The organism is Bacteroides sp. 90-K9/2 (assembly GCF_047310725.1).
Taxonomy (GTDB): Bacteria; Bacteroidota; Bacteroidia; order Bacteroidales; family Bacteroidaceae; genus Bacteroides; species Bacteroides vicugnae.
This window is the reverse complement of sequence record NZ_JBCGVL010000004.1, coordinates 354,429-380,285: the sequence shown is the minus strand read 5'-3', so window position 1 is coordinate 380,285 and position 25,857 is coordinate 354,429. Positions and strand designations below refer to the sequence as shown.

Annotated in this window: 15 protein-coding genes; all 15 read right to left on the bottom strand. The window is 42.1% G+C overall.

Features of this window, described 5'->3' with window-relative positions; all coding sequences use genetic code 11:
- Window positions 1–2 precede the first annotated feature (2 nt).
- Window positions 3–800 (bottom strand): sialate O-acetylesterase, encoded by a 798-nt coding sequence (locus AAHJ11_RS12600; protein WP_148363916.1) that lies wholly within the window; start codon window positions 798–800, stop codon window positions 3–5.
- A gap of 17 nt (window positions 801–817) precedes the next feature.
- Complete coding sequence (locus AAHJ11_RS12595; protein WP_413579586.1) at window positions 818–3,493, bottom strand: glycoside hydrolase family 2 TIM barrel-domain containing protein; 2,676 nt, start codon at window positions 3,491–3,493, stop codon at window positions 818–820.
- 19 nt (window positions 3,494–3,512) lie between these two features.
- Window positions 3,513–5,870, bottom strand: coding sequence for a TIM-barrel domain-containing protein (locus AAHJ11_RS12590; protein WP_413579584.1), 2,358 nt, complete (start codon window positions 5,868–5,870; stop codon window positions 3,513–3,515).
- Between the two features lie 8 nt (window positions 5,871–5,878).
- Window positions 5,879–7,672 (bottom strand): glycoside hydrolase family 71/99-like protein, encoded by a 1,794-nt coding sequence (locus AAHJ11_RS12585; RefSeq protein ID WP_148363919.1) that lies wholly within the window; start codon window positions 7,670–7,672, stop codon window positions 5,879–5,881.
- A gap of 56 nt (window positions 7,673–7,728) precedes the next feature.
- The gene (locus AAHJ11_RS12580) at window positions 7,729–8,715 is read right to left on the bottom strand and encodes a DUF6528 family protein (protein WP_148363920.1); all 987 of its coding nucleotides are present in this window, start codon (window positions 8,713–8,715) and stop codon (window positions 7,729–7,731) included.
- A gap of 61 nt (window positions 8,716–8,776) precedes the next feature.
- The gene (locus AAHJ11_RS12575; RefSeq protein ID WP_297284820.1) at window positions 8,777–10,315 is read right to left on the bottom strand and encodes a hypothetical protein; all 1,539 of its coding nucleotides are present in this window, start codon (window positions 10,313–10,315) and stop codon (window positions 8,777–8,779) included.
- A 114-nt stretch (window positions 10,316–10,429) separates the two neighbouring features.
- Window positions 10,430–11,971 carry a hypothetical protein gene (locus tag AAHJ11_RS12570; protein WP_148363922.1) on the bottom strand — a complete coding sequence of 514 codons (1,542 nt, stop codon included), beginning with the start codon at window positions 11,969–11,971 and terminating at the stop codon, window positions 10,430–10,432.
- 27 nt (window positions 11,972–11,998) lie between these two features.
- A complete protein-coding gene (locus AAHJ11_RS12565) occupies window positions 11,999–12,607 on the bottom strand; it encodes a fasciclin domain-containing protein (protein WP_148363923.1) in 609 nt (202 codons plus the stop codon).
- A gap of 13 nt (window positions 12,608–12,620) precedes the next feature.
- On the bottom strand, window positions 12,621–14,081 hold the full coding sequence (locus AAHJ11_RS12560; protein WP_148363924.1) for a RagB/SusD family nutrient uptake outer membrane protein: 1,461 nt from the start codon (window positions 14,079–14,081) through the stop codon (window positions 12,621–12,623).
- Between the two features lie 13 nt (window positions 14,082–14,094).
- Window positions 14,095–17,232 (bottom strand): SusC/RagA family TonB-linked outer membrane protein, encoded by a 3,138-nt coding sequence (locus tag AAHJ11_RS12555; RefSeq protein WP_195649281.1) that lies wholly within the window; start codon window positions 17,230–17,232, stop codon window positions 14,095–14,097.
- 335 nt (window positions 17,233–17,567) lie between these two features.
- On the bottom strand, window positions 17,568–21,593 hold the full coding sequence (locus tag AAHJ11_RS12550) for a two-component regulator propeller domain-containing protein (protein ID WP_320974565.1): 4,026 nt from the start codon (window positions 21,591–21,593) through the stop codon (window positions 17,568–17,570).
- A 111-nt stretch (window positions 21,594–21,704) separates the two neighbouring features.
- On the bottom strand, window positions 21,705–22,604 hold the full coding sequence (locus AAHJ11_RS12545) for an AraC family transcriptional regulator (RefSeq protein ID WP_148363927.1): 900 nt from the start codon (window positions 22,602–22,604) through the stop codon (window positions 21,705–21,707).
- Window positions 22,605–22,748: 144 nt separating this feature from the next.
- Entirely contained in the window at window positions 22,749–23,903 is a 1,155-nt protein-coding gene (fucO, locus tag AAHJ11_RS12540; RefSeq protein ID WP_004304988.1) for a lactaldehyde reductase, read from the bottom strand.
- Window positions 23,904–23,921: 18 nt separating this feature from the next.
- Complete coding sequence (rhaD, locus tag AAHJ11_RS12535) at window positions 23,922–24,731, bottom strand: rhamnulose-1-phosphate aldolase (protein ID WP_008997894.1); 810 nt, start codon at window positions 24,729–24,731, stop codon at window positions 23,922–23,924.
- A gap of 103 nt (window positions 24,732–24,834) precedes the next feature.
- Window positions 24,835–25,854, bottom strand: a complete 1,020-nt coding sequence (gene rhaT, locus AAHJ11_RS12530; RefSeq protein WP_148363928.1) for an L-rhamnose/proton symporter RhaT — start codon at window positions 25,852–25,854, stop codon at window positions 24,835–24,837.
- Between the last annotated feature and the right edge of the window lie 3 nt (window positions 25,855–25,857).

Sequence of the window (25,857 nt, the reverse complement as noted above, 5' to 3'; positions counted from 1 at the left end):
TTCTATGGATGCTTATAGAACTTCAGTACCTTTTTTGCATAACGTTTCCCTAATAACAATTGTGCTTCCGTATTAAAATGAGGGTCCTTCTCATCTTTATACCATCCCAATCCTTTCGATGATACCCAATCGGAATGGGGAATAAAAGAAGAAACTTTTTTAATCATCTGATTAAAGGGGACTGTACCTGCTTCTCTTTTCGTCCAGTTCCATTGAGAAATCTGTCCTACAACAATCGGCAGTTCCGGCAGATTCAAATCTTCCCGCAGGTCTTTCACCAAAGAAATCAGTTTTTGTTTATACGCTTCCGGATTGGAGCAGTCGGCTTCTCCCTGATGCCAAAGTATTGCTTTTAAAGCACCTCCCTGTTTCATCGCAATCCGAATCCGGGAGAGTGCTTCTTCATAATATCCGTCTTTACTTCCTTTTAGCCAAGAGTTGATAGAAGAACCACCACGTGCATTTACTACCAGTCCGATAGGGCGTTTCGTTTTCCGCGTCAATTCTTTGGCAAAACCATAAGCTGGTCCCAAGCGTTGCATAGACAAATCTTTCCGGACTGTTGAATAACGATTGAGGGGATTTACTGCCGGTTCAAAATTCCCCTTATCATTCAACAGATACACATTTTGAAGGGTATCCATGACTTCCGGAGTTAATGTTGCACGCCCCGCCATGTTGGATTGTCCGATGCATACATACAAATCAAAAGAGGACGGAACACTCTCCTTTACATTCCCGGCAAAAGCAAACAAGGATTGCAGGAGGAGAAAAGACAGTAAATAAATAGACCTAAGCATATTGATAGCATTTATAATTAATAGTTTCTATAAATACGGATAGCATTCAGAATTGGTTCTCCCTCCTTTTTATGGAAATCGACACTCAATCCTTTTCCATCCTTTACTGTTATCACAAACTTCTTGATAACAGCACGGGCATATCCGTAATCGCGGGCTACGTTAAAATCATCAGAAACGGTTGTTCCATTGATTGAAATTCCGAAGCTGCGGTTTCCGGCAAATGTCTGTTCCGAGTCAGCTCCCAAGTTATAAACCAATGCTTCCCGCTCTTTGTCCGACTCCAGTTCTGCCCAGTACAAATATACGGAATATTCTCCATCCGGTACATCAGCTTTAAAAGATTTTATTCCGACACGTTGGGTCTGGAAAACCGGATTCATGTCTGTTCCGTGAATATCAATATCCGAGCCAAGCATACTGCCGAACCCTGTTTTGCGGCGATAAGAAGTTCCGCCAACAAATCCCCAGCTACCGGGCTTATACTCCTGTTCGGGAATCCATGCTACATTTGCCGAACGGTCTTCAAAATATCTTGGAGAACCTAACATTACATTGATTTCCGTGAATGGCACAGCTTCATCTTTCAATTGTGAACCTACCAACTGGAACTGAATCCGGAGCATATCACGCAATTTATGACCACTAGCCACAGCAACAGCTTCCAGCAGATTCTCTCCACCAACGAACGGCACGTCGAACAAAGCATAATTATCTTCTACCTTTTTCTTTCCCAGACTCTTGTTGTTCACAAACAGCTCAACTTCTTCCGCATTAGAGAATACAGGGACAGACTGAATACACTCTTTCTGTGCAGTATTCACCACTCCCCCACGGCTTTTCCACTCCCGATTACCTATAACAAGTATCGGACGACGTGACAAAGCTGTCTTATAGAACCAATAGACATCTTTCTTCTCCCTGTCTAATCCGACAACTCCTTTATTGTTTACATGAGGAACAGCATCTACACGGGATTCGGAATAAAAATCATTCAGATTCCACAGACTGGAACCGGCTATAAACGGACGTTTCATCATTTCACGGAGATAATGTTTATGATATACCAGACCGTATTCCTGTGAGAAGTCGAAACGTTCCGACTGGTAGGAATGAAGTCTCGGATCTACTCCCGGTCCATATTCCGTAACCATCAGTACTTTTCCTTTGTATACCTTATGGGCACGATCGAGCAAACGCTGAAACTCATTGATATCCGGTTCATACCAGCCTTGATACAGGTTCCATCCCTGAATCATCGGTATCTCGGTCAGATGGGCGTCTTCGTAATATTGAGGCATATTATGATAAGCCATCATGGTATATCTTGAAGGATCTTCTTCTCGGATGGTCGCCTCCAAGGCACGGGCTACTTTTTCAGTAAAGCGGTAATAATTTTCCAATTGCTTGCCTTCGGTATAAGGGCGACGCAGGAAAATCTCATTCATATAACCCCAAATCATAACAGAAGGGCGATTGAAGTCCTGACGCACCATTTCTTTAGCCATCTCAACGGAGTTCTGCAGAAACTCTTCGGTTTCCGTAACAGCATTGACAACGGGGATTTCAACCGAAGTCACAATACCCAGTTTATCGCACATTTCCATGATTACAGGATCTTGGGGATAATGTGACACACGCAGGAAGTTCCCTCCCATCTCTTTCAACAGCAATATATCCTGTACATGCAACTCGTCGCGCAAGGCATTTCCTTTCTGAAAACAATCCTGATGCCGGGCAGTTCCGATCAGTTTACGTCCTTTGCCATTCAGGAAAAAGCCTTTTTCCGAATCAAACTTGAACCAGCGCAAACCTAACGGATTCACCACTTCATCCAGTAAAGCGCCCTTTTTCTTATCAAGAATACGCGTATATACCATATACCGATAGGGATCGTCTATATCCCACAAACGGGGAGAATCTATTTTTATCTTTTTAGAGATGTCCGTCTTTGTTTCGCCGGATGCCAGCTTTACTTCCGCATGAGTCTTTTTCACTTCCCTGCCATCCGCATCGCAGATTATATTTTCCACCCTGATTTCAGCAGGTTGGAGTGTATTATTCGTCAGTAACGTAGTGATTTCTATCGAGGCTGCGGAGTTGTTCACTTCGGGGGTACGGATATAAACTCCTGACGAAGCATAATCATTCGTTGCAATGTGCACCGGATTCATAAACTGCAGATAGACATCCCGGTAGATACCGCCAAAGAAAGTAAAATCGGCAGACAGAGGCGGGATATTCGGGTTATAGACATTGTTCACATAAATGGCAAACAGGTTTTCCTGTCCATAACGCAAATGGGAAGTAATGTCAAAACAGAAACGGGTATACCCTCCTTTGTGCTCTCCCACGAACTGACCGTTCAGATAGCATTGCACTTCCTGATTGGCTCCTTCAAAATAGATCACTGCCTGACGTCCTTCCTGGCTTTTGTCTACAAATAATTGTTTCCGATACCAAGCCGGCCCCCGATAAAATCCCGGAGTTTCGTCGTCGGCATCTTTATCATTCCATGTATGAGGAATATTGACCGTCTCCCAAGAAGAGTCGTCACAGCCGGCCAGCTGCGCTTCAAACGGAGATCCTTTTGTAAATTTCCATCCGTCGTTGATTGTGTATACCACGCGTTGTTGCGCCTGCGCCCATCCCACAATAAGCAATAGAATAAAGATATAGAAAAACTTCTTCATAATCGATATATGCATCTAATTAAAACTTTATTTTTACCTCTCTACCTGTGTAGACACACTCTTTACTCTCAAAAGCAGCACCTTCAGGCAGATATAATTTCATATGCACTTTTATTTGTTCCGGCATACCGGGATAAGTTCCCTCACGCAGGCCAATAATCAATGTCCGTTCCGAATCTTTCCATTGCACCGGCACTTTCGAACATACACCCTCTTCATAGCGGTAGGAATCACCTTCATCCTCATACCATAAAAAAGAAGCGTCCGCTCCTCCATAGATACGCAGTTCCAATTCACGGTCGGGATATTCCATCGCATATTGTTTTACTTCTGCCAAAGGCAAGATAGAACCTGCCTTCACATAGAGCGGAAGTATATCGAGGATACTTGTCTGCATTTGTTCTCTTCCTCCTTCAAAAGCTTCTCCGGTCCAGAAGTCATACCAATATTTACCGCTGTGTTCCGGCAGATAAATGCTGATGTTCTTTTCTTCCGATTGCGGACGAAATACCGGACGCACCAATAAGGAAGTACCGAACATATAGGCATTATCAATATCAAAAGTCCGGGTATCTGTCGTGAAATCCATTGCCAAGCCTCTCAACATGGTATAGTTATTGGCGGTTACCTGATGAGACATTGAGTAAATGTAAGGCAACAGACGGTAGCGCAGATGGATATATTTCACCTGATTATCATAGAATAATGTCCCCTTTTCACCGAATTGCCAAATTTCACGCGGCACGTTCGTACCGTGAGCACGGAAGATAGGAGTAAATGCGCTAAACTGGAACCAACGGGAATACAACTCTTTATAATCATTACTTTTCAGTCCGTCGGGATATTTCGCATCCCGTTCTGTGACGAAGAATCCTCCCGTATCGGAAGTCCAATACGGAATACCGGACATGGACAAGTTTAAGCCGGCAACCAGTTGTTTGTGCATATTCTCCCATGAAGCCGAAACGTCACCCGACCATACAGCCGTACCATAATGTTGTTGCGAGGCAAAGGCGGAACGAGTCAGGATAAATATTCGTTTCTGATCGCTTTCGGCTCGCAGGCGTTGATAGAAATCTTTCAGCATCTCTAAAGAATAGGTGTTCAGATAACGGTGGAAGCTACCCAGATAAGTATTACCTGCCGATTTGGTCTTTTCTTCCTGTTTCAACTGTGTGAATCCGTCCCGGAAAGAAGGTTCCGTTGCATCCATCCACCAGGCATCCACGCCCATATCATAGAGTCCTTTCTTGAGGTATTGCCAGAAGATATCCCGTGCAACAGGATTATAGGCATCAAAAACCTTATAGCCTGCCCATGTAGGTTCACTAAACAATGCACCGATAGAATCCAAAGACTGATAGACAGCCGTTTCCGGTCCGAATCCGGGCCATACGGAAAGCATAAAATGAACATGGTCCTGTTGATGCAGTTCATCAATAACCTGACGGGGATGATTAAAGTTTGCCGGATGGAAAGTCAGGCTGTTCCAATGAGGTTTGTCTCCCCAATATTCCCAGTCCTGCACAATGTTATCCAACGGAATTTCCCGTTTACGGTATTCTTTAACGACTGCCTTCAATTCATCGAACGACTTATAACGCTCTTTGGACTGCCAGAAGCCATATACCCATTTTCCAAACATCGGCACTTCCCCCGTCAATTCCCGATAACCGGCAACGACTTCATCCATATTCTTGCCATAGACAAAATAATAGTCGGAAGCATCACCTACTTCGGAAGTAAACGAGTACCCCTCCTTCGTATCTTCAAACTTCGTAGAAGAATAATTATCCCATAAGACACCGTATCCGTTGGTCGAAATAAGGAACGGATTGACAATATCCATATTGGCCTGCAACAGAAGTACGGATTTCCCCCGATAGTTCATGATTCCGTTCTGATACTGTCCCAACCCGTAAATAGCCTCATCCTCGGTAGGAACAAAGCATTGAGTGACTTCGAGACATTGTTCACCTCCGGCAACCGAACGTTTAAAGTTCCGTGCCTTTCCATCCCCTTTCTCTTTTAGTAACAACTTACCTGTGGATATTTCCTGAAAAGTGAAAGCCGCATCTGCCTTATCAAAAGCTACGGAAAGTTCACGGGTGCGAAAGAACAGCTTCTGTCCCGTATCTTCCCATTTATAGTCTTTGAAAGCCGGCTTTTCCGCATCGACCACCAATCTTTTTGTTATCAACGTATCACCTTGGGGAAAAGACAAAATCCGTACGCATCCCGCCGACATAAACTCAACCCGATATTGAATACTGTCAGATACGAAAGCACATCCTCTGCCATCCTCATGAACCGGAGAGGAACAGCCGAAGTAGGATAGTACCGATAAAACTAATAACCAATTATTTAAGCTCTTCATCCATGCATTTATTTGACTGTGTAGATCGTATAACCCAATGACAAATTACGGACTACGACATTTCCTTTTAAATAAAAAGTAGGCATATTGAATCCATTCACGATATTATCCTTATACAATTCTACTTTTGCGCTTTTCCACTCGCCCGTATTGTCGGTACGTATCCGGGATACAATTTTAAACGGCTCTTTCGGTTCACGCAGCGTAGACGAACGTATAAAAAGAGATTCATTTCCTTTATCCAGATACTCAAAATAGAGATATCCTACATAGTTATTCATTTGTAGTTTGGAAACCAACTCTTTAGGCAAAGAGATAGAGAGAGTCTCTTCGGCACTGTAGCCACCGGATTTCCGCTTTCCCTGAATCTTCATGTCCGACTCACGCAAACGCATCATCTCAACCGTTAAAGCCGACTTTGCCGTCTTGACATCATTTTCTATTTGCGACAACAAACCTATCGCCACCGGATAACGTCCCTGGCTGATTAACAATGCTGCTTTATCGAGGGAACGATGACAACCGGATACGTCCATCTTTGTCTTTTCCAGGAAACGGGCTTCTTTTCGCAAACGGAAAAGCATCAAAGGCAAGGTTAATCCACGTTCATCCGCCTGTTCACCTTTGAACTCTGCCGCATATTTTAAAGTAGTACGCAATTCGCGGTCGCCGTTTTCAATGGTTGGCTCTATTTCGTGTCCTTCGGTATAGTCGCTCCACGAAGCAATAAACATCATATCTAAGCTGTCTTTCTCCGCCATACAGAACTTCCACATACTTTGGTAGGTTTCTCCATTGTTGCGAGGAATATAATAGAAGTGTCCGCGTCCCCAGCCTGCACACCCCCGGTTATCCATCCCCGGCATGGCAAATCCCGACTTTATTGTATATGCAGGATTGTTACTATGCCAGATAGAATCGCGGAAAGGTTTCATAAACTCGATAACATCATCCTGTGTGGCGTAATTATCCCATTCGGCATGTGCCTGATCTCTTGTACGGACACGGGCAGGAAGCCATGCAGTCGGAATTTCTCCCACTTCTTTCCAAGCATCCATTTCATCGCTACGAGTGACGGGGATATATTTATCGTTTTCCAGTTTTCCCCAATCCGCCCAACGGCGTAAAGCAACCGGTTGCTTCATTCCTTGCGGTAACTTCGCCAGTGATAATACTTTCTTATATTCATCCACCTTCGCTCCGGGACCGAAATGATAAAAAACAGGCATTCCCTTCACCATAGGAGCTGTAGGACCAGTAAAGACGCTATCTACCAAATATTGGTAACATTTAGCCATGTATTCAGTCTTTGCCTCACGGGTATTGATTTCCGGATAAAGTTTAGTAATCCAGTCATAATACAACCAACCGTCACACCAGTTTACCCCGATCTCAAAGTCATACTTCGCCGCCACTTTCTGCATCTCACGCAACAAGATGTCATTTTCGTGAGGCTTGAATCCCCATTCAATAAAGAATCCATCTATCTTGGCTGCTTTCGCAGACAAAATCTGATATTCGATATAATCGGGATCGAGATTGGACTGCATTCCGACTTGCGGATAAGCCACTGCCGCTATTTCATGCCGCCCTTCACTGTCTATCAGGTCGGCATTATAACACAGCGACTTTCTTCCGGTACTTGATTTCTCCGTATTGGCATACATCTCCCAACGGCCCAACTTTCCGTCATGCTGCCGGGTATAGCGTACACCGTGAAAGTCGGCATACACTTTCTTTCCATTCTGCGCCAAAGCCGGCAATGCGATAGATACCAATAAAAATAGAAGAAGCTTCCTCATTGTTCCAAACTTAATTATTCAACTTATATACTCTATCAATCTTCCGTGATACTTAATCAATCCTCACCCAACACGAAATCATGCTTTTCCGGATAACTGAAGGTATTGTCTATCATCCAACGGCCTTTATAAATCTTGGCTCCGTCCATTTTGAAAAGTTCTTCTCCCTTCTCATTTACAAGTCCTTCTGCCCACCACTCTTCAGTCGGTTTCAACATCAGGATTCCATCCGGTCCGTTGCAGATACTTTTTATATCGGCTATGCTATACACTTTCTCGCAGGTCGGAACATCCGTAGAAATATCAAACTTATAAACTGCCGAAGCCGCTGTCAACCATAATTTATCTTCTTCACCATACACCGGGAACAAATCATGTCCTCCAGATTCCTTGTCGAAGGTATATATACGTGTCTGATTAGTAAGTTGCGGATTATTCCGATTTCCATTATAATTCATACGGAACAAAGCTGTTACACCCGCCTGTATGGTAGCCGTAGCATAGATACATTCTCTTTCCTTATCCCAGACTACATTATGGGCATTACCCAGTTTTATGGTATTAGCTTTCATTCCTAATACTTTTACCGTATCTACTACAAAGGTATTGATTTCACCGGATTTCGACTCTGCCGTAACGATATTTCCATCCGGCAAAATTTCTGCAGAATGCGGGTTCTGTCCACAGTTTGCATAAAACATTAATTTATGGTCTGACAAGCGAATTAAAGCTACCGCCCCACCGGAAGCAGTCATTAGAATATAGCGTTTATTAAATACCGGTTTTACTTCGCTCGGATTAATAAACCAATCCTGATGTGCCGAAGGAACACGAGCAGTATAAGGATCCCAACTCCATACATTACGTTGGGTTTCTGCATCTCTTATCACAATAGCACGTTTTGTTTGCTCTGCCAAAACATATGCCTTTGCGGGAAGCTGAAACGATTCATTTTTCACAATCGGAGCTGCGTCGTCATCTGAACAAGCACCTAAAGCTATATTAAAGCCTAAAAAAAGAGCTAATAAACTGATCTTCTTCATTGTAGTAACTATTTCAAATTATATTTTCTTTTTCTATCAAAATCTCGATAAACTATCCTACTCATTGCTTGGCATCATAATAATCAATCAATGGATATACAGCCAAGTTCAGTTGTCGTACATATGAGAGGAAGGATTCATAGGGTTCATATTCCAGCGAAACGATTCCTTTATTTGAGGCACTGCCATCCGAAGCATAACCATCGTTGTATTCAAAATGTACCCATCCAACACAATTCTGCGTTTCAAGTAAACGAAGACAGAAATTCTGATGAAATTCTCCTCTGTTCTTTTGTGTACGGACAAGCCAACCACCGCCTTCAGTATTTACATATTTAACCCCTTGATAACTGGCATCCTCTGCTTTCGTATAAAATTCTGATACCAGAAATGGCTTCGCACCACACCATACTTTCAAATTAGCAAGGAAGTCGGTTTCGGGTTGCCAACGTCCATAGTAATTAACAGAAACAACATCACAGTAACGGGCACAAGCTTCTACCACTTTCTGGTTATATTTGCTCCAGTCATGAAGACGCGTACCTAAGATCAAATGCTCCGCATCATGGCGGCGAACAGTTGTTGTGGCTAACTGATAATAATAATCAGAAACAGCTCCACGAAAGTCTTCCTGATCTTTCTTGCTTATTGCCGCCGAAGAAGCAATCCCTCTTTCTTGCATAAACTTCTCCGCATAAATCCGGGCAGCTTTATAACGATCGGGCAAGGATAGAAAATGCTTCAACTCAATTCCCTTTACTGGATCACCATTCTGGTAACTTGCAAACGGCAATTCATTATCAAGATAATATCCGATAAAATGTTTATCACCTGCAAACAATGCTGATTTCTCCTGTACAAGATTATCAATATATGCTGCAAATGTGGGTTCGAAAAGAAGAACCAGACGATTATATTTATCATCATCAAAAGCATATCCCAAATTCTTAGTCATATCCCACATAAAAGTGCGGAGTAGATACAGCGTTTCCGCATAAGCAATTTTCTGTGTCTTCGGAGTCAACAGATTGGCACGTACCGCTACGGGAAATGCTTCAATACGGTTTGAACCATATGAGATATAGTTTATATGATTGTCAGCCAACATTTTACCAGTCACCTCACTCCATCGGGCTTCACTTCCATATTTTGTAATGAAAGCTTTCTGGTGAGCTGTAGACTCCCCTGGACGAACATGCTGAATTCCATGCAAAATAACAGCTCCATTATCTGGATCAAGCAGGTAAGCTCGTCCTCCACAATAGGCAACCCGGAAGAACCCTTCTTTTCCTGTTACAGAAGAAGGTTGCAACCCGATCCGTCCTCCCCATGCAGTCCTGCTATAATCTCCCGAAGGAGCGTATCGGTTCATATTATCAATGATACGGGTCTCACGGGAATCTGCAGTAGTCCACGATTGAAAAGTCCCATTCTGCCACTTTCTATACTCTACATTCAGATAAGTATACTCATCTGCTGGAGTAGTAGGAGTTTCTGGTTCTGAAGGTTCTTCTGCACTGCCAGAACAACTTATTGCGAACAATAATATCAAACTGGCTAAACAAAAAGAGCAAAAATACCTGTATGTATGTTTTTCCATATTACTTTCAGTTAATGTTAGTATCGTGTACGAGACATTCATCTCGTACACAACAACTAACCTCTTATCCCTATACAATCCACCTGTTTCAATACATTGCGAACGGGAGCATCTTTACTTCTTTTGGGGGAATTTGATTTCAACAGTCATTACTCGGGCAGTTGCATTATTGGAAACCAAATCCTTAGGTTCCGTTATATTAATAACTTTCATAACTCCAATTCTTCCTCCACCTGCTGTAGAAGAACTTCCTGTGCGGAAGGCTATAATATTTCCAACAGCAATAGGATCCAACAGACTTTGAGTTATACTACTTGAAAGTATTTCCGAAGAAATAGAAGTCACAGTTGCATTCTCATAATCAAAGTTAGATAATATAGCAAAACGTGTTAAGTTTTTCACCTTTATAGCCGACAGTTTACCAGTAGACCCGGAAAACTCACTATCCTTTCCTGTATTATCCATAGAGTATAAGCGAGGAGTACCTGCCGCCCCAAAACAATAGAATTTAAAGTCTATATTCTTCGCATTAGCCTCATTAGCGATTGCATAATCAACAGAGTATGTTTTCAAATCATTCAAAGACACCATTCCAAATGCATCCGGATATTTCTCATGTGCATTATTAGCAAGAGGCTGGCTACCTACATTCAGTGTAGCAACCTCCATATTAACATACGCTTTCACATAGCCTGTTGCTTCTTTGCCTTCTCTTCCATCAGAGACTACTACCTTAAGTTTTGAAGTAGCTTCGGTAAAATCTATTTCCGGAGCATAATTCAAAGTATGTTCTCCACTTCTAGTTTCACGCAAGGCCTCAACTTCCGCTCCATTTTCAATACGGTAAATTACAACCTCGTGCACTCCACGTACTGACTCTATCTGCATAGATACTCCTTTTTTAGCATCAGTACCTGCAAAAATTGCGGATTCTGTTAAGGTCAAAGAAGGTCCGGGGATAGTTTTATAAGTTACAGGTAACGTTGAAATCGTAATATAACCATAGGTATCTTCCGCTTTTACTTTAAAACCTCTGTCGCCTTCTTTATAATTAATCATTTCGTCAAACGTGTACTCTTTCTCCCCACTCAAATTTATCGTTCCTTTCGCTTCCTGTCCACTAGCCGAAACCAAATACATTTCAACTGTTTTCAAACCAGCCTCCGAAGTTATTTTAAATGTAGTACGAGGAATAGTAGGATTCTCATCCATTTCATCATAGATAATCTCTTCCGGATCAAAAGTGATAACCGGACGTTCTACCACATCAGTCACAGATATGGGCAGTGTTCCTGTGATAGCATGATTCAGTTTATCAGTCGCTTCAATAATAAATGCCTGATAATTTGCATTATATTCTAAGTTTTCCGACAAACTATAAGAGTTCGGATTAAAAAAATCCGTGACAGTCTTATACTCAACAGTACCCTCTACAGTCTGGATTTTCATCGTTACGCTCTGCAATCCAGCCTGGGACTTGATTACAGCTACTACTGGCAGATTGTCGACTTTATTCAAATCAACATCCAATTGTTCCATCGGGAATTTGATAACAGGAGCAGACGCATTAGGATCAATGCCTTCATTGTCGTCGCCGCAAGCTACTAAGTTTAAACAAAGCCCGATTAATAAGATGGTATATAATTTACGAATCATAATAAACTCATTTTAATGTAATACTGATTATTTCTGGTAATAACAATATTTCTCGAAGATATGAATGACACCATTCGTCGGCAAAATATTACTAGTTTTGGCATTACGCTGAGGTGATTTGCCATTACTACCCGTTTCATTCACCAAGATCTTGCCTACGGCAGCCTGCCACGGGTTCTTCCAGACAGACATTGTCATCAATCCCTTTTCCCCGGGAAGCATCGTCAAAACAAACATAGCTTCCACCTGCAGTTGACCATAGGAACTGTATTCACCATCTACAATATGGTATAAAAGCATATTTTTCACCGTTTCTTTATCACAGTCCGTAATAGAGGCTATCCCCGGAAAGGCATTTTCACGGTATGATTGCATTGCCGTATTATTCAAAGCCAAATAAGTGTATTTATTTTCGGTTTGAGTATAATAATCCTTCAAACCTGTATACTCTATAGCGGTAGTAAATTCAGAGAACATATCCTGATGATCCTGAAAATACTCCCAAGCTGTTACATTTACATGAGGATCATCTACTGATGCTTCATAATCATAATTCTTCTGCAATTCCAAGTCACACCCAGCTAGCGCAATAACGCTCAAGCAAAAGAAAAGCGTTCTATATATTGTCTTTTTCATCGTTTCAATCTTTTTAATTGTTACCATAATATGCATTCTGAGTTATCTTCGGATTCTCCAATATGTGAGAATAATGAATCGGGAACAGCTCATTTCCATCCTGACTCATGCCATTAATAGGCTTCATCACTTCTTTCCATTTCCCTGTACGTAACAAGTCGAACCAACGACGGCCTTCACCCACTAACTCTACCTGCCGTTCACGCAGAATATAATTAATGACTTCATCTTCCGATGCAAAACTAAGTGCAGTAGGAGTAACCAGTCCGGCACGGTCACGTACTTTCTTCACTAAATCCAAAGCTTCTTCCCATTTTCCTAAACGGGCACGTGCTTCGGCCTGCAATAACAACATATCCGTGTAGCGATAAATAGGATAAGCAACCTCACAAGTCTTATTTAATGAGTTACTAATATCACCGGCCATATATTTACGTAATTCGTTTCCATTCTGATAATCTTTCACAGTATAAGCTTTACGTAAATCACCCTGCATATCCGGTTCATTGAAAACACTCATCAACTTATCCGACAAAACGGCAGCACGGTTACCAGAGCCGGAGAACCATTGATACATATAACTATAACCATTGGTTCCCACTTCATCCATATTAAAATGAATCAGGAAAATAAACTCTTTTGTAGAATACTCATCATTTTCCGGAGTATCATCCGATGGCTTGTTATTCAATTCCTCTGTGAACATTGTATGCCAAGTTTGAATAGAGGGTTCAAAATCTACCAGACGCCCTTTGGAAGATTTTATATCAGCCATCTTATCAATGGTCTGATCAGCCAAATTATATTGCTCTGTCCACATATAAACATCAGCCATGATGGCCCAAACGCCACAGATAGAGATACGCTTGCGTTCGTAATTTTTGTTACGGTTAATCAGACTCTCCGCTTTCTTCAGATCCGGAAGAATTACATTATCAATAATATAATTCTTATCTGTACGTTCCTTGTAAATAGCCTCCGAATACTTTTCAGTAGGTTCTATAAACAAAGGTACGTCTCCCCAGACACGGATAGCATAGAAGTAGGACAAAGCACGTAGCGCATACGCTTGTCCGAGGTAATCGTTACGGTCTGCCACGTCGGGCATACTGATATTAGGAACATATTTGATGGCCAGATTGGTCTGGTTAATCATCTGATACAAGGTTGTCCATTTCGCACATTTCTCGTCCGTAGACATCAGGTTATTAATCACACGTGCCTGATCGGCCATCACCGGTGCTCCGGGAGCTACGTTATCCGAACGGAATTCACCCCAATAAAAATAATTCTCGCGTAAAGTGGAACGCAGCAATCCGTAGATTTCATTTATACCTGCCTTAGCATCACGAGCGGTCTGCCACATGTCACCTGCCGGGATTTCACTCACCGGTTCCTCATTCAGAAAGTCCGAACAGCTATTCAATGATAGAGCCAGGCATACAGCTCCAACAAAATATTTTATATTCTTCATACGATATTTTCAATTAAAAGTTAGCAGAAAAACCAATACCATATTCTCTCTTTCTCGGATAACGATAAGAGTCTTTACCTACCTGCAAAGGATTACTTGTAGAGAATTCAGGATCGAATCCCGAATAGTTGGTCCATGTCAATGCATTGTTTATAAAAGCGTAGATGTTTATATTCTTCAACATCAGCTTCTTTATCCAGTTTTCAGGAAGATCATAGGCTATACGTACGTTCTGCAAACGGATAAATGAAGCATCTTCCAAATAGAACGAGTTACCCATACGCGCATTGTTGAAATCATCGTTATACGGACGCGGATAGATGGCCTGATCGCCCGGATGCAACCACATATTATGAATGACTTCCGGTGAAGGAGTGGTTCCGGTATATTTGAACATATTACGATTATGTTCGGCAGCGTTATAAATCTGTCCTCCCAAAGAATAATAGAATCCCAAATACAAGCTTACGCTTTTCCAAGTCACGGTTGTATTCAAACCACCGGTCACATCAGGCATGGCATTACCAATCACCATACGGTCATTATCATCAATCACACCATCACGAGTTCCTTCCGGCTCTTCCCAGTTGTAATCTCCACCACGGAACGGTTTGCCGTTCGGTAACGTTTTCTGGCGGATATCACCTGCATATTCCTTTCCATTCAATAAATACTTGTATTGGAATACACCATTTTCAAATACCGGAGTCAGTTGTTCCCATTTATCTGTAAAAGCGTTCGATTCGTCGTAAGCAAAGATACCGGCGCTTTTAAATCCATAGAAGTCACCTACACGGCCGCCTTCTTGCATCCACCAGATATCACCTTCCATATATGCCTTACCTTCAGACAGTTTCTCAATGCGGTTGATATTTCTGGAGATATTGAAAGAAGCATTCCACTTCCAGTCCTTTGTGCGGATAATATCACCGGTAACGGCAATTTCAAAACCGCGGTTACTCATCTCACCGACGTTTGTCTTCATATATGCAAAACCGGATTCTTTAGGCAATTGGTAGTTTGCCAACAGACCGTCTGTATATTTATCGTAGTAATCGGCAGTAATCGTCAAACGGCTATTCCAGAAATTCAAGTCCAAACCAAGGTTGAACTGTTTGGTTTCCTCCCATTTCAGGTTGTCTTTACCGATACGGGTCGGAATAACACCACCCACTCCGTCATAGATAGAATTCGGAGAATAAGAATAAATATAGTCATAGTTTCCGATCGCTTCATTACCCGTAATACCATAACTTACACGTATCTTACCATCTTCCAGGAATTTCTTCGAGAACTTCATGAACTTCTCATCAGAGAAACGCCATCCCACTGACACTGACGGGAAATTTCCCCATTTGTTTTCTTTCGCGAAACGGGAAGAACCGTCACGACGCATATTCGCTGTAAACAGATATTTTCCCAGATAATCATACGTCACACGTGCAAAGACAGAAGCCATGGAGTGATTGCTCAAGGTAGATCCCGTAGAAGACAAATCCAAATTAGCAGCAAAGGCATTCATCGTATAAATAAAGTCGGTGGATGAATTCAAACCTACAAAGGTTTCATTTTCATAACGCCATTGTTGAGCACTGACACCCACCATTGCGCTGAAATTATGTCCCTTGATCTTACGTGCATAAGTGATGAAATCTTCATTCATCCAGTTCCAGTTCAAGTAATTATAAGAATAGCCCTTATTCTGTTTCTGCCATTCATCGGTGATAAGACTCGGTTCGAGTTTTTTGCGCTTGTCCAGATAGAAGTTGGCATTGATATTGGCTCTGAACTTCAGATATTTGTTGAATTTGATTTCAAAGAACTGGAAAAAGTTCGCCTTATAAGAGTCTGTAAAGTCAGTTGTATAATTAACCTGTGCAATAGGGTTCTTCTGACCATTAAACACTCCAACCAAAGAGCCATCCGGATAATAAGTATTGAAATAAGGGCGACGAGTCAATACCGCACTCAATAATGTACCTTCATTCAGACCTTTCTTCTTAGAATAAGTCAAAGAAATACGGCTACCCATATTCATCCAGTCTGTCGGTGAATAATCGGAGTTGATACGAGTATTTAATCTTTGAAAACCGGTATTGGAAATAATACCTTTCTCGTTATAATAACCGGTATTGATGAAATATTTCAGTTTCTTCGTACCGCCACCTACGCTGATATCCACCTGATCTTTCTGCGCAGTGCTCGTAATCATGTCCAGATAATCATTGTCTACATTAAAGAAAGAGTTCAACGGATCATTCAGTATATCACTACTTTCGTCAGGATTACCTCCGCCGTATGTTTCAAAATACTCTTTGCGGTACTGGTCGTACAACAGACGCTCTTTGCGATTTGCCTGTGGCACCTTATGAGACAATGTACCCCATGAGTGATTATACTTGATATCAATACGGGCTTTACCTTCCTGACCGCTCTTGGTAGTGATAATAATCACACCGTTAGCCGAACGGGAACCGTAGATAGCTGCAGAAGCAGCATCTTTCAAAATCTCCATAGAAGTAATATCATTGGTATTGATACCGTCGATACTTTCCAAAGGCACACCATCTACAATATAAAGAGGAGTCACTCCTTCGGCGGAGAAAGTGGAAGTACCACGAATTTTAATAGAAGAAGACTCACCGGGCTGTCCCGAACCTGACACTACCTGTACACCGGCAGTAGTACCTTGCAGTGCTTCAAAAACATTAGTAGCCATTTTCTGCTCAATAGCCTCACTTGAGATGGAAGTAATAGCTCCCGTCACATCACGCTTTTTCATCGTACCGTAACCCACTACCACTACTTCGTCCAGTAACTTAGAGTTCTCTTCAAGCGTAATATTCATTGTTTTATCTTTCACTACTACCTCTTTAGGGGTATATCCCATGAATGATACAGTCAAAGTAACTCCCTTCTTTGAAACATTCAATGAGAAATTACCATCTAAATCCGTAATTGTCCCATTAGATGTTCCTTTCTCCATCACGTTAGCGCCAGGCAAAGGAAATCCTGTTTTATCCACAACAACTCCCTTCACTGCAAACCCGCCTTGAGCATAAGCCGGATGGACAAGGAAAAGGAGACTCAAGGAAATCAAAAGAAACGACTGCAACAACCGCACTTTTGTCCTACTCTGCAAATTTTTCATAACTAGAATAAAATTAAATTGGTTAATTATCAAGGTTTTACTCACTACTTAATTAATTAGGAGAAATACATTGGTTCTCTCCTGTAAGATGTTATCTTTTATTTATTACACGGATGATTGTCTTTCATAATACTATACAATAATTATTATATTAGAATAAAGATTATATCATACTTGGTCTGCTAAATAAAAGTGTGTGCGGACACACCTAATTAAAGAAAACTCAAGTACAAGCTGGCATGATCCAACGCCACAAAAGTATCGCATTTGAGCATATTGCACCCTATCGAATTGTTCGTTTTATCTAGTCTAAAAATTCAGATGACTTATTTTAATCACTTTACAGAGGGATCGGAAGGGGCATCATGAGATTTCCTATACTGTGTAGGAGCTATATCAAAAAGTTCTTTAAAACATTTGTTGAAGTATTGAGGATTTCCAAATCCTAACCGGTAAGCAATATCCGAAATGTTCATCTCCGGAGCATTCAGCAGAAAATACGCAGCCTTTTTCAGACGGAGATTCATGATAAAATTATTTGGCGTACTTCCCGTGATACCTTTTATCTTCTGAAATAAGACAGTACGCCCCACCCCCATCTCCCGTGAGAAAGCATCTACACTGAATTCGGGATTTTCCATATTATCTTCCACCACTTGAGTAGCTTGTTCGATAAACTTCTGGTCGAGTTCGTTCGTTGCAATCTTCTCCGCCTTGCTATCCAATTGATGGGCATATTTATTCTGTAAAAGTCTGCGGGTATTAATGAGATTATTGCATTGCATCACCAGCCGCCGCATATTAAATGGCTTCACCACATAAATATCCGCTCCAATTCTCAATCCTTCCAACTCACGTTCGGGAGCACTAAGGGCAGTCAGAAGAACGACAGGTATATGGCAGGTTTCTATATTGTTCTTGATCTTGGCACATAACTCTGTTCCGGGCATTCCGGGCATCATGATATCCGAAATAACCAGATCGGGCTGCATCACCTTTACTTTCTCGTATCCTTCCTTGCCATCACTTGCAGTTTCAACCGTGTACAATGGAGAGAAAATATCCACAAGGATATTTCTGATCTCTTCATTATCATCAATTACCAATAACTTACAGTCAGTAGTCCCGCTTTCACTCTGGGCTGACCGCACCTCCTTAACCAACAGTTCTTTATCTTCCGAATAATAAATATATTCCTTATCCCGCTCCGGTTCAACCCGGGCAACAGAAGAATCAAAGTGAGCATCCCCTTTTTTCAAAATGACCTTAAAACAAGAGCCTTTTCCCAACTGACTTTCTACTGTTATATCCCCCTGATGGGCTTTCACAATACCCTGACTCAAAGCCAGTCCGATACCTGTTCCTCCATACTGTCCTATATTCTCAACCTGATAGAACCGCTCGAATATCTTAACGTAGTCTTCCTCGGAGATTCCCGCACCATTATCGGAAACGGAAAACATACATTCCTCCGTTCCATCAGCCAATTCCATACGGATAGTTCCACCGTCTGAAGTATATTTAAAAGCATTAGACAGCAGGTTATTAACCACCTTCTGTATTTGCATCCGGTCTCCCCACACGAGGCATTGCTCGCAGTCGGCATGCAAAGCAAACGAAATATTCCTGTTAGCAGCCAACTCCTTGAACAATACATAATGCTCTTTGAGCAAAGAATATAAGTCAAATTGAGAAACTTTCAGTTTCAAAAGTCCCTGTTCCTGTTTCCGGAAATCAAGCAATTCAGTAATCAATGATTTCAGGTTACCTGCATTTTTATGTATATTCAACAGTTTTGAATAAGCATAGGTAGACAATTTGCCGGAATTCAGCAACAGATCAACCTGTCCCAGAATAAGAGTGATCGGAGTTCTGATTTCATGCGAGATATTCGTGAAGAAACGAAGTTTGGATTGATTCATCTCTTCAATGTATTGCTTCTCGCGAAGTTCAAAATCCAATGAAGTTTTCAGGAACAGACGGATTCTATATTCTCTCACGATAAAGAATAGCATAGTAAGAATCACGCATACATAAATCGTATAGGCCCACCAAGTGGCATAGAAAGGTGGCGTAATCGTTATATTCAGCGATCTGATTACTTCCGGGAAGTTCTTCAGCCTGATCTCAAAGACATAATCGCCCGGAGAGATGTTCGTATAAGTAATATCATTTCCCAAACGGTTCTCGCTCCATTCATCATTATACCCCATCAACCGGTATTCTACCTCACCCCCGCCTATATGCAAAAAATTATCTGTCGAGAAGCCGATAGAAAACACATTCTGCAAGTAATTCAATTTGATCCGGTCGGTATAGGCAAAGGATTTATTTAAAATACCAGTTTGATCGCCTGTTGTTATCTCTTTGTTGTTGACATACAAATGCGCCAACTCCAGATCGTATATTTTCGGAGGATAATACAGACTACTTTCACGAATGGTAACCAGTCCGGTGGCCCCTCCCATATAAATATCATGATTGCGCGATACATGCATGGATTTCCGGTTCACAAGAGTCAGAGGAAACCCTGTTTTCGAATTGAAGTTAATCACTTTTCCCTCTTTCTGCTCCAGCATTGACAATCCATGCCCGGTACCAATCAGCAAATTTCCGGAAGGAGTTTCACCCAATACCCTGATATTTTCTCCTGACAATACACTTTCAGGAGTATGCAAATGAAATGAACGGTCTTTCTTATCCAACAAGAAAAGTCCGTTTCCATGTGTCCCTACCCAAATATTTCCTTTCCGATCTTCATAGATAACATTGACCAGCTCTTTTTGAGATCTGACCCGTTTCTTCAGACTTATCCTATAGGTTTCAAACCGCTTTTCCTCAATCACATAAGCTACACAACCGTCATCGGAAGCAAACCATAATCTGTTTTTCGAATCAAGCAATAGGGTGTTGTAGTTATGTGTAAACAATTCCTTCTGATGAAACAACACCTCCGGTTTCAAGGTCTGTTTATCCAAACTCACAATAGCTGATGTTGTCCCGACATACAATTTACGAGGCGTATCTGCCAAAGCAAACAGGGCTTCTCCTACACTTTCTTCTCCAAGCGGTTCGAGATTATAGATATCATTCCGATAGTTATCAAGATGAAAACAATTCACCTTATTGGTAAAGTCAGCAGCAATCCATAAGCAATTATTAGCCTCATCAAAAACAACATCTTTCAGATAGTCCGTACTGAAATGATATCCCGTATGCGTATTAAAATGCTTGAACTTCCCTTGCTCCGGTTGATATAAATCCAATCCGCCTCCTTCCGTACAAATCCAGATATTTCCGGCTTTATCTTCCGCCATAGCACCGACCACGGGAAAAGACAATCCGGTGTCCGAAGCATGATAATGCACAAAATGCTGATATTCCGGAGAGAAGAAATTTACCCCTCCCCAATAAGTCCCCACCCAAACAGTTCCCTGATTGTCTGTATAAAGAGACGTCACCGAACGATTGGACATGGCACCCACCCGGTTAGGATCTGCCTGATAATGGAATATTTTCCCGGTAGCCACTTCAATCTTACTCAATCCACTTCTGTAGCCTACCCATATATTCCCTTCCAAGTCCTGACATAACGCTCTCGCCATATCATCCCGAACCGTGTAAACACTCTTATCATTGTATTCATAGTGATGTATGATGGCACCTTGAGGTGAAAAACAGAAAACGCCCTGATCCTGCGAACCTATCCAGATATTCTGGTCGTTACTTTTTATCAGTTTCATCACTTTAATTCCGGGCAAGTGAAGTGACATCGCTCCGCAAGTGTCTACACGCATCACCCCACCCTCTTTCAAAGCAATCCAGAGGCTTCCCTCGGAACCTTCCACCATCGTCGGGCCACTGTCCGGCAGCTGCAAATCGGCATACATCGGTTTCAAGAGGCGGGTATTCTTATCGTATAAGAACAGTTTCCCTCCTTCTGCAATCCACACTCCCGTCTTTCCTTTGGCAAGAGTGGAGGGAGAAGTCACCGGAAGGATATAATATTTCTCCGTTTCAAGGTCGAACTGGAAAAGTCCGGTAGAAGCCAACAGGAAAAGACTTCCCTGACCGTCTTCCACCATTTGAGTCACATATAAATTACCATAACTGATAGAGTCGTTATGAAAGTGGTTGAAGACTTTGATGTGATTGCCATCGAAACAATTCAGCCCGTCCAGAGTGGCAATCCATATACGCGATTTCTCATCCTGGCAAATATCGCTCACCGTTATTTGCGACAATCCATCTTCCACACCCAATGTTCTGAACTTGTATTCCTGTGACCGGAGTGGAAATACAAATCCAAAAAGAGATAGCAGAATCAAAAAATGGATATTAGATAGTCTTTGTCCGCGCATATCAAGAATGATGGTTTATAGCACACATTAATCTCGTCACAAAAGTAACAGTTTTTATGATATTCCCAAAATCAGAGCAAAATTACTGATAGATATAGACTTTCACCCTATTCATTCTTCCCGTCCGAACGAACGATATTCCAACGGAGTAAGCCCTGTACGCTTCTTGAAAAAAGAGAAAAAGTATTCGGTAGACTGGAAACCCAGGAAAAAAGAAATCTCTTTCACGGATTGGGAAGTTCCGACCAGCATTTGTTTGGCCTTACGTAGTTTCAATTCCTGAAAATACTTGGCGGGAGCATAACCTGTATATTCCTTGAAAACACGTCGGAACCATGAATAACTGATGTTGAGCCGCATAGCCAACTCTTCCGGATCCACATTACCGGAAACATTTTCATTCATGATAATTTTAGCCTGCTCTATCTTCTGGTCCACATCACTCATCTCAAAAAACTTATTCTTAGAAACGGAAAGAATCATTCCTATCATGTGGAGCACAATGCCGGAAAGATATTGTTGCGCGGAAATCTTATCCGCTTCTGCCACAGCAAGGGCACGGGAGAACAAGGAAACCAACTCTTCATTAATACCAATTTCGAGTATTTGCTGTTCCTGCGACAAAAAAGCATCGTTCACGATGGCGTCTATCATTGGTCCTTCAAAACCAATATAATACTCCGTCCAACCAGTCTGCCGTAACGGGCGGTAAGTATGCCATTGACCGGGAAACAGCACCATCAGCCGGCCTTTACAAACCTGCTTTTCAGAAGTGGAATCGGATGAAAACAAACCACGCCCTTTGGTGATATAGACCAACTGATATTCGCGAAGCACCCTTCCTTTTTCCGCATTAAAAAAGTAACCGGAGGGATGCTCTTTCAATGGATAAGGTGAGTCGGGAGGGATAGACTGATAGCCGACGGTATTTACCCATAGCCCGAATTTACGGTCCATGTCATTTACAATCAGATATTTAAATTCCAATCCCAAACTATTATCCTCGATCATATCAGAGTGTTTTCATGTAATTGAGTTGGACAAAAATAGGAATTATTTTCAGAAAACACACGCAAGGGTATAAAAAAACATCCGGAGCATACTTTCAAGTATCTCCGGATGTTTATATAAAAACAAACTTTATTATGACGAGATTTAGAATGCTTTATGATACAAGGCTTCAATATCCGCTACCGAAGTAGGACGAGGATTACCACCTGTACAAACATCATTGAAAGCAGCTACAGCCAATGCAGGAATGTCTTCTTCTTTCACATTGATTTCATGCAATTTCTGTGGGATATTAATGCTGATAGAAAGTGCTTTCACAGCTTCAATAGCAGCTTTAACGCCCTCTGCTTCACTCATTCCGGTAGTGTCCACTCCCATTGCTTTCGCAATATGGATATATTTCGGAGCTGCCGGAGATTCAGCATTGTATTCCATCACATACGGCAACAGCAAAGCATTGGCTACCCCATGAGGAGTATCATAGAATGCACCCAACGGATGAGCCATTGAGTGAACTATTCCCAAACCGACATTCGAGAATCCCATACCGGCAATATATTGTGCCTGCGACATTGCTTCGCGAGCTGCCACATCTTTACCATTGTCTACGGCTGCTTTCAGATTTTGTGCAATCATCTCAATAGCCTTCAATTCGAACATATCGCTCATTACCCAAGCACCCGGAGTAATATAACTTTCGATGGCATGCGTCAAAGCATCCATACCGGTAGCGGCAGTCAGTCCCTTCGGCATCGAGTACATCAGTTCAGGGTCTACGATAGCCACGGCAGGGATGTCGTTCGGGTCTACGCAAACCATCTTCTTACGGGCATCTTCATCAATAATCACATAATTGATCGTTACCTCGGCAGCCGTTCCGGCAGTAGTAGGCAGTGCAAAGGTAGGTACAGCTTTATGTTTGGTATCAGCCACACCTTCCAAAGATTTCACATCTGCAAAGTCAGGGTTGTTCACAACGATACCGATCCCTTTGGCAGTATCGATAGAAGAGCCACCACCCAAAGCAACGATAAAATCGGCTCCGGAAGCTTTGTAGGCCGCCACACCGTTTTGTACATTTGCAATAGTAGGATTAGCTTTTACATCACTATAAAGTTCGTAAGGTATCTGGTTCTCATCAAATACTTTAATGATTTCGGCAGCTACTCCAAACTTAATCAAGTCTTTATCCGTTACAAAAAAGGCTTTCTTAAAGCCACGTCTGGCTGCTTCCACAGCAATCACACTCCGGCATCCGGCACCGAAGTAAGAAGTTTCGTTTAAAATAATGCGATTCATGGTTGTGCTATTGTTTTTTTATTTAGGGAGATTAAAAGCAACTGTCATTTCTTTCATCTGTTCCTGACTCATACCATCCGGCTCGAAGCCCATATTTTTCGCCGCAATATAGATGAGAGCCGATTTATTAAGTACATCAATCTGGTCGAACGCCTGCATCGCATCGCAATCTACTGCAAATACACCATGTTTCTCCCACATCACAACATCGTAATCCTGCAATTCCTTGATGGTAGCTTCCGCCAACTCAACAGAACTAGGCAATTTATAAGGAATGATACCCAAACCACGCGGACAGAATGCCTTTGTTTCGGGAATCATACTCCACAACAGATTGGTAGCTACATCTTTTTCCAGGAACTTCGGGCAATGCGTCATGGCAATCAGTTCGATCGGGTGTGTATGCACAGATGCTTTATAAGGAGAGTTTTTACTCAACAGGTCATTATGCACGCTCAAGTGAGAAGGCAATTCCGATGTCGGAGCCACAGCCTCGTCCGCAATAATTACGTAGCTGGCACAGTCATCCAGAATACGGATCACCGAACCATTCTCCATTGGCCAACGAGCCAAATCGCGCATGCGCTTATTAGTTCCCTTGCAGTAGAAATAACATCCTTTCAGATAAGGAAGAGTTACACCGATAGGTTTAACTTCACTGATCGGTTTCATCTGACGGATTTCATCGTCTACAAACTCTGTGATATTAACAGTGATATTACCACCGTTACGTTCAGCCCATCCTTTCTGCCACAAGTATCCGGCAACTTCCGCTACCTTGTTTACTTCTTTGGCAAGTCCCGGACGATTCTCTAAGATTGATTTCATTCTATATATATTTTTTAATTAGGCACGGATTACACAGATTACACTGATTTTGTCGCAAGTTATAAAAAAACTGTGTAATCCGTGTAATCCGTGCCTGATTTTTTTAAAACAAATTTGGGAACACTAATGAGAAGATAAGTACGATCAGACCAGCTATCAGCACAGTTATGGTCTTGTTTGACACGCCTTTCCATTCTTTCAGAATAATTCCCCAAACATTACTAAATGTGACATTCAATGCCATCAAAATACACCAGGAGAAAGCCAGCAATACCGGACTTTCCGTAAGGAAACTCTTACCCATTTCCAGTCCGAAGAACTGCATGTACCATAGTACACCAGCCAACGCACAGAAAACTAAATTATTGCCCCATACTTTTCCTTTAGCATAGTCACCCATCGATTTATTCGCTACATTCTGCTGCAGGCAGTAAACTGCATTTGTCAGGAATCCCCCCAATGTAACCAGAAAGATCACCGGAAGTCCGGCATAAAGCCCTTCTACTCCACCGGCTAAGGCAGCTTCCTTGATAGGTGTTCCCGCATCCAGTCCCAAAGCAAAACAAGCACTCATGACACCGGCTAGAAGTGCAACCAGCAAACCTTTTGTCAATGCGAAGTCCTTTACGGCAGCACGTTTTTCTTCTTCACTCATGTTTTGTGCACGCAAGCTACCGGCATACCCGATAACGGCAATACCCGCCAATGTGATGCAAACACCCAACAGAAGAATCAACCCGTTACCTTCAAACAAGTTTGTACCTGCAAAAAGAGCCGGAAGAAGAGTTCCGAAACCGGCACAAGTACCCAATGAGATACTCTGTCCCAGCGCAACCCCCAGATAACGCATGGAAAGCCCGAAAGTCAAACCTCCCACTCCCCATAATATACCATAAAAGATGCTCATTCCAGCACCTCCCGCTCCCCATAAGTCGAACAAACTACTTTCCTGGGGTACACCCAGTAGTGAACCCAGGAACGGGAACACTAACCAGGCAAATACACCTTGTATTAACCAGAAGCTTTCCCAGCTCCATTCCTTTACCTTTTTAATAGGCACATAAGAACTGGACTGGCAAAAGCTACCGATGGCTATAATCAATAAGCCGATTAAAATATCCATAAC

What these genes read in the sequence shown, in the direction of transcription:
- AAHJ11_RS12600 (WP_148363916.1), bottom strand. Translation starts at nt 800, where the DNA reads ATGCTTAGGTCTATTTATTTACTGTCTTTTCTCCTCCTGCAATCCTTG.
- AAHJ11_RS12595 (WP_413579586.1), bottom strand. Translation starts at nt 3,493, where the DNA reads ATGAAGAAGTTTTTCTATATCTTTATTCTATTGCTTATTGTGGGATGG.
- AAHJ11_RS12590 (WP_413579584.1), bottom strand. Translation starts at nt 5,870, where the DNA reads ATGAAGAGCTTAAATAATTGGTTATTAGTTTTATCGGTACTATCCTAC.
- AAHJ11_RS12585 (WP_148363919.1), bottom strand. Translation starts at nt 7,672, where the DNA reads ATGAGGAAGCTTCTTCTATTTTTATTGGTATCTATCGCATTGCCGGCT.
- AAHJ11_RS12580 (WP_148363920.1), bottom strand. Translation starts at nt 8,715, where the DNA reads ATGAAGAAGATCAGTTTATTAGCTCTTTTTTTAGGCTTTAATATAGCT.
- AAHJ11_RS12575 (WP_297284820.1), bottom strand. Translation starts at nt 10,315, where the DNA reads ATGGAAAAACATACATACAGGTATTTTTGCTCTTTTTGTTTAGCCAGT.
- AAHJ11_RS12570 (WP_148363922.1), bottom strand. Translation starts at nt 11,971, where the DNA reads ATGATTCGTAAATTATATACCATCTTATTAATCGGGCTTTGTTTAAAC.
- AAHJ11_RS12565 (WP_148363923.1), bottom strand. Translation starts at nt 12,607, where the DNA reads ATGAAAAAGACAATATATAGAACGCTTTTCTTTTGCTTGAGCGTTATT.
- AAHJ11_RS12560 (WP_148363924.1), bottom strand. Translation starts at nt 14,081, where the DNA reads ATGAAGAATATAAAATATTTTGTTGGAGCTGTATGCCTGGCTCTATCA.
- AAHJ11_RS12555 (WP_195649281.1), bottom strand. Translation starts at nt 17,232, where the DNA reads ATGAAAAATTTGCAGAGTAGGACAAAAGTGCGGTTGTTGCAGTCGTTT.
- AAHJ11_RS12550 (WP_320974565.1), bottom strand. Translation starts at nt 21,593, where the DNA reads ATGCGCGGACAAAGACTATCTAATATCCATTTTTTGATTCTGCTATCT.
- AAHJ11_RS12545 (WP_148363927.1), bottom strand. Translation starts at nt 22,604, where the DNA reads ATGATCGAGGATAATAGTTTGGGATTGGAATTTAAATATCTGATTGTA.
- fucO (WP_004304988.1), bottom strand. Translation starts at nt 23,903, where the DNA reads ATGAATCGCATTATTTTAAACGAAACTTCTTACTTCGGTGCCGGATGC.
- rhaD (WP_008997894.1), bottom strand. Translation starts at nt 24,731, where the DNA reads ATGAAATCAATCTTAGAGAATCGTCCGGGACTTGCCAAAGAAGTAAAC.
- rhaT (WP_148363928.1), bottom strand. Translation starts at nt 25,854, where the DNA reads ATGGATATTTTAATCGGCTTATTGATTATAGCCATCGGTAGCTTTTGC.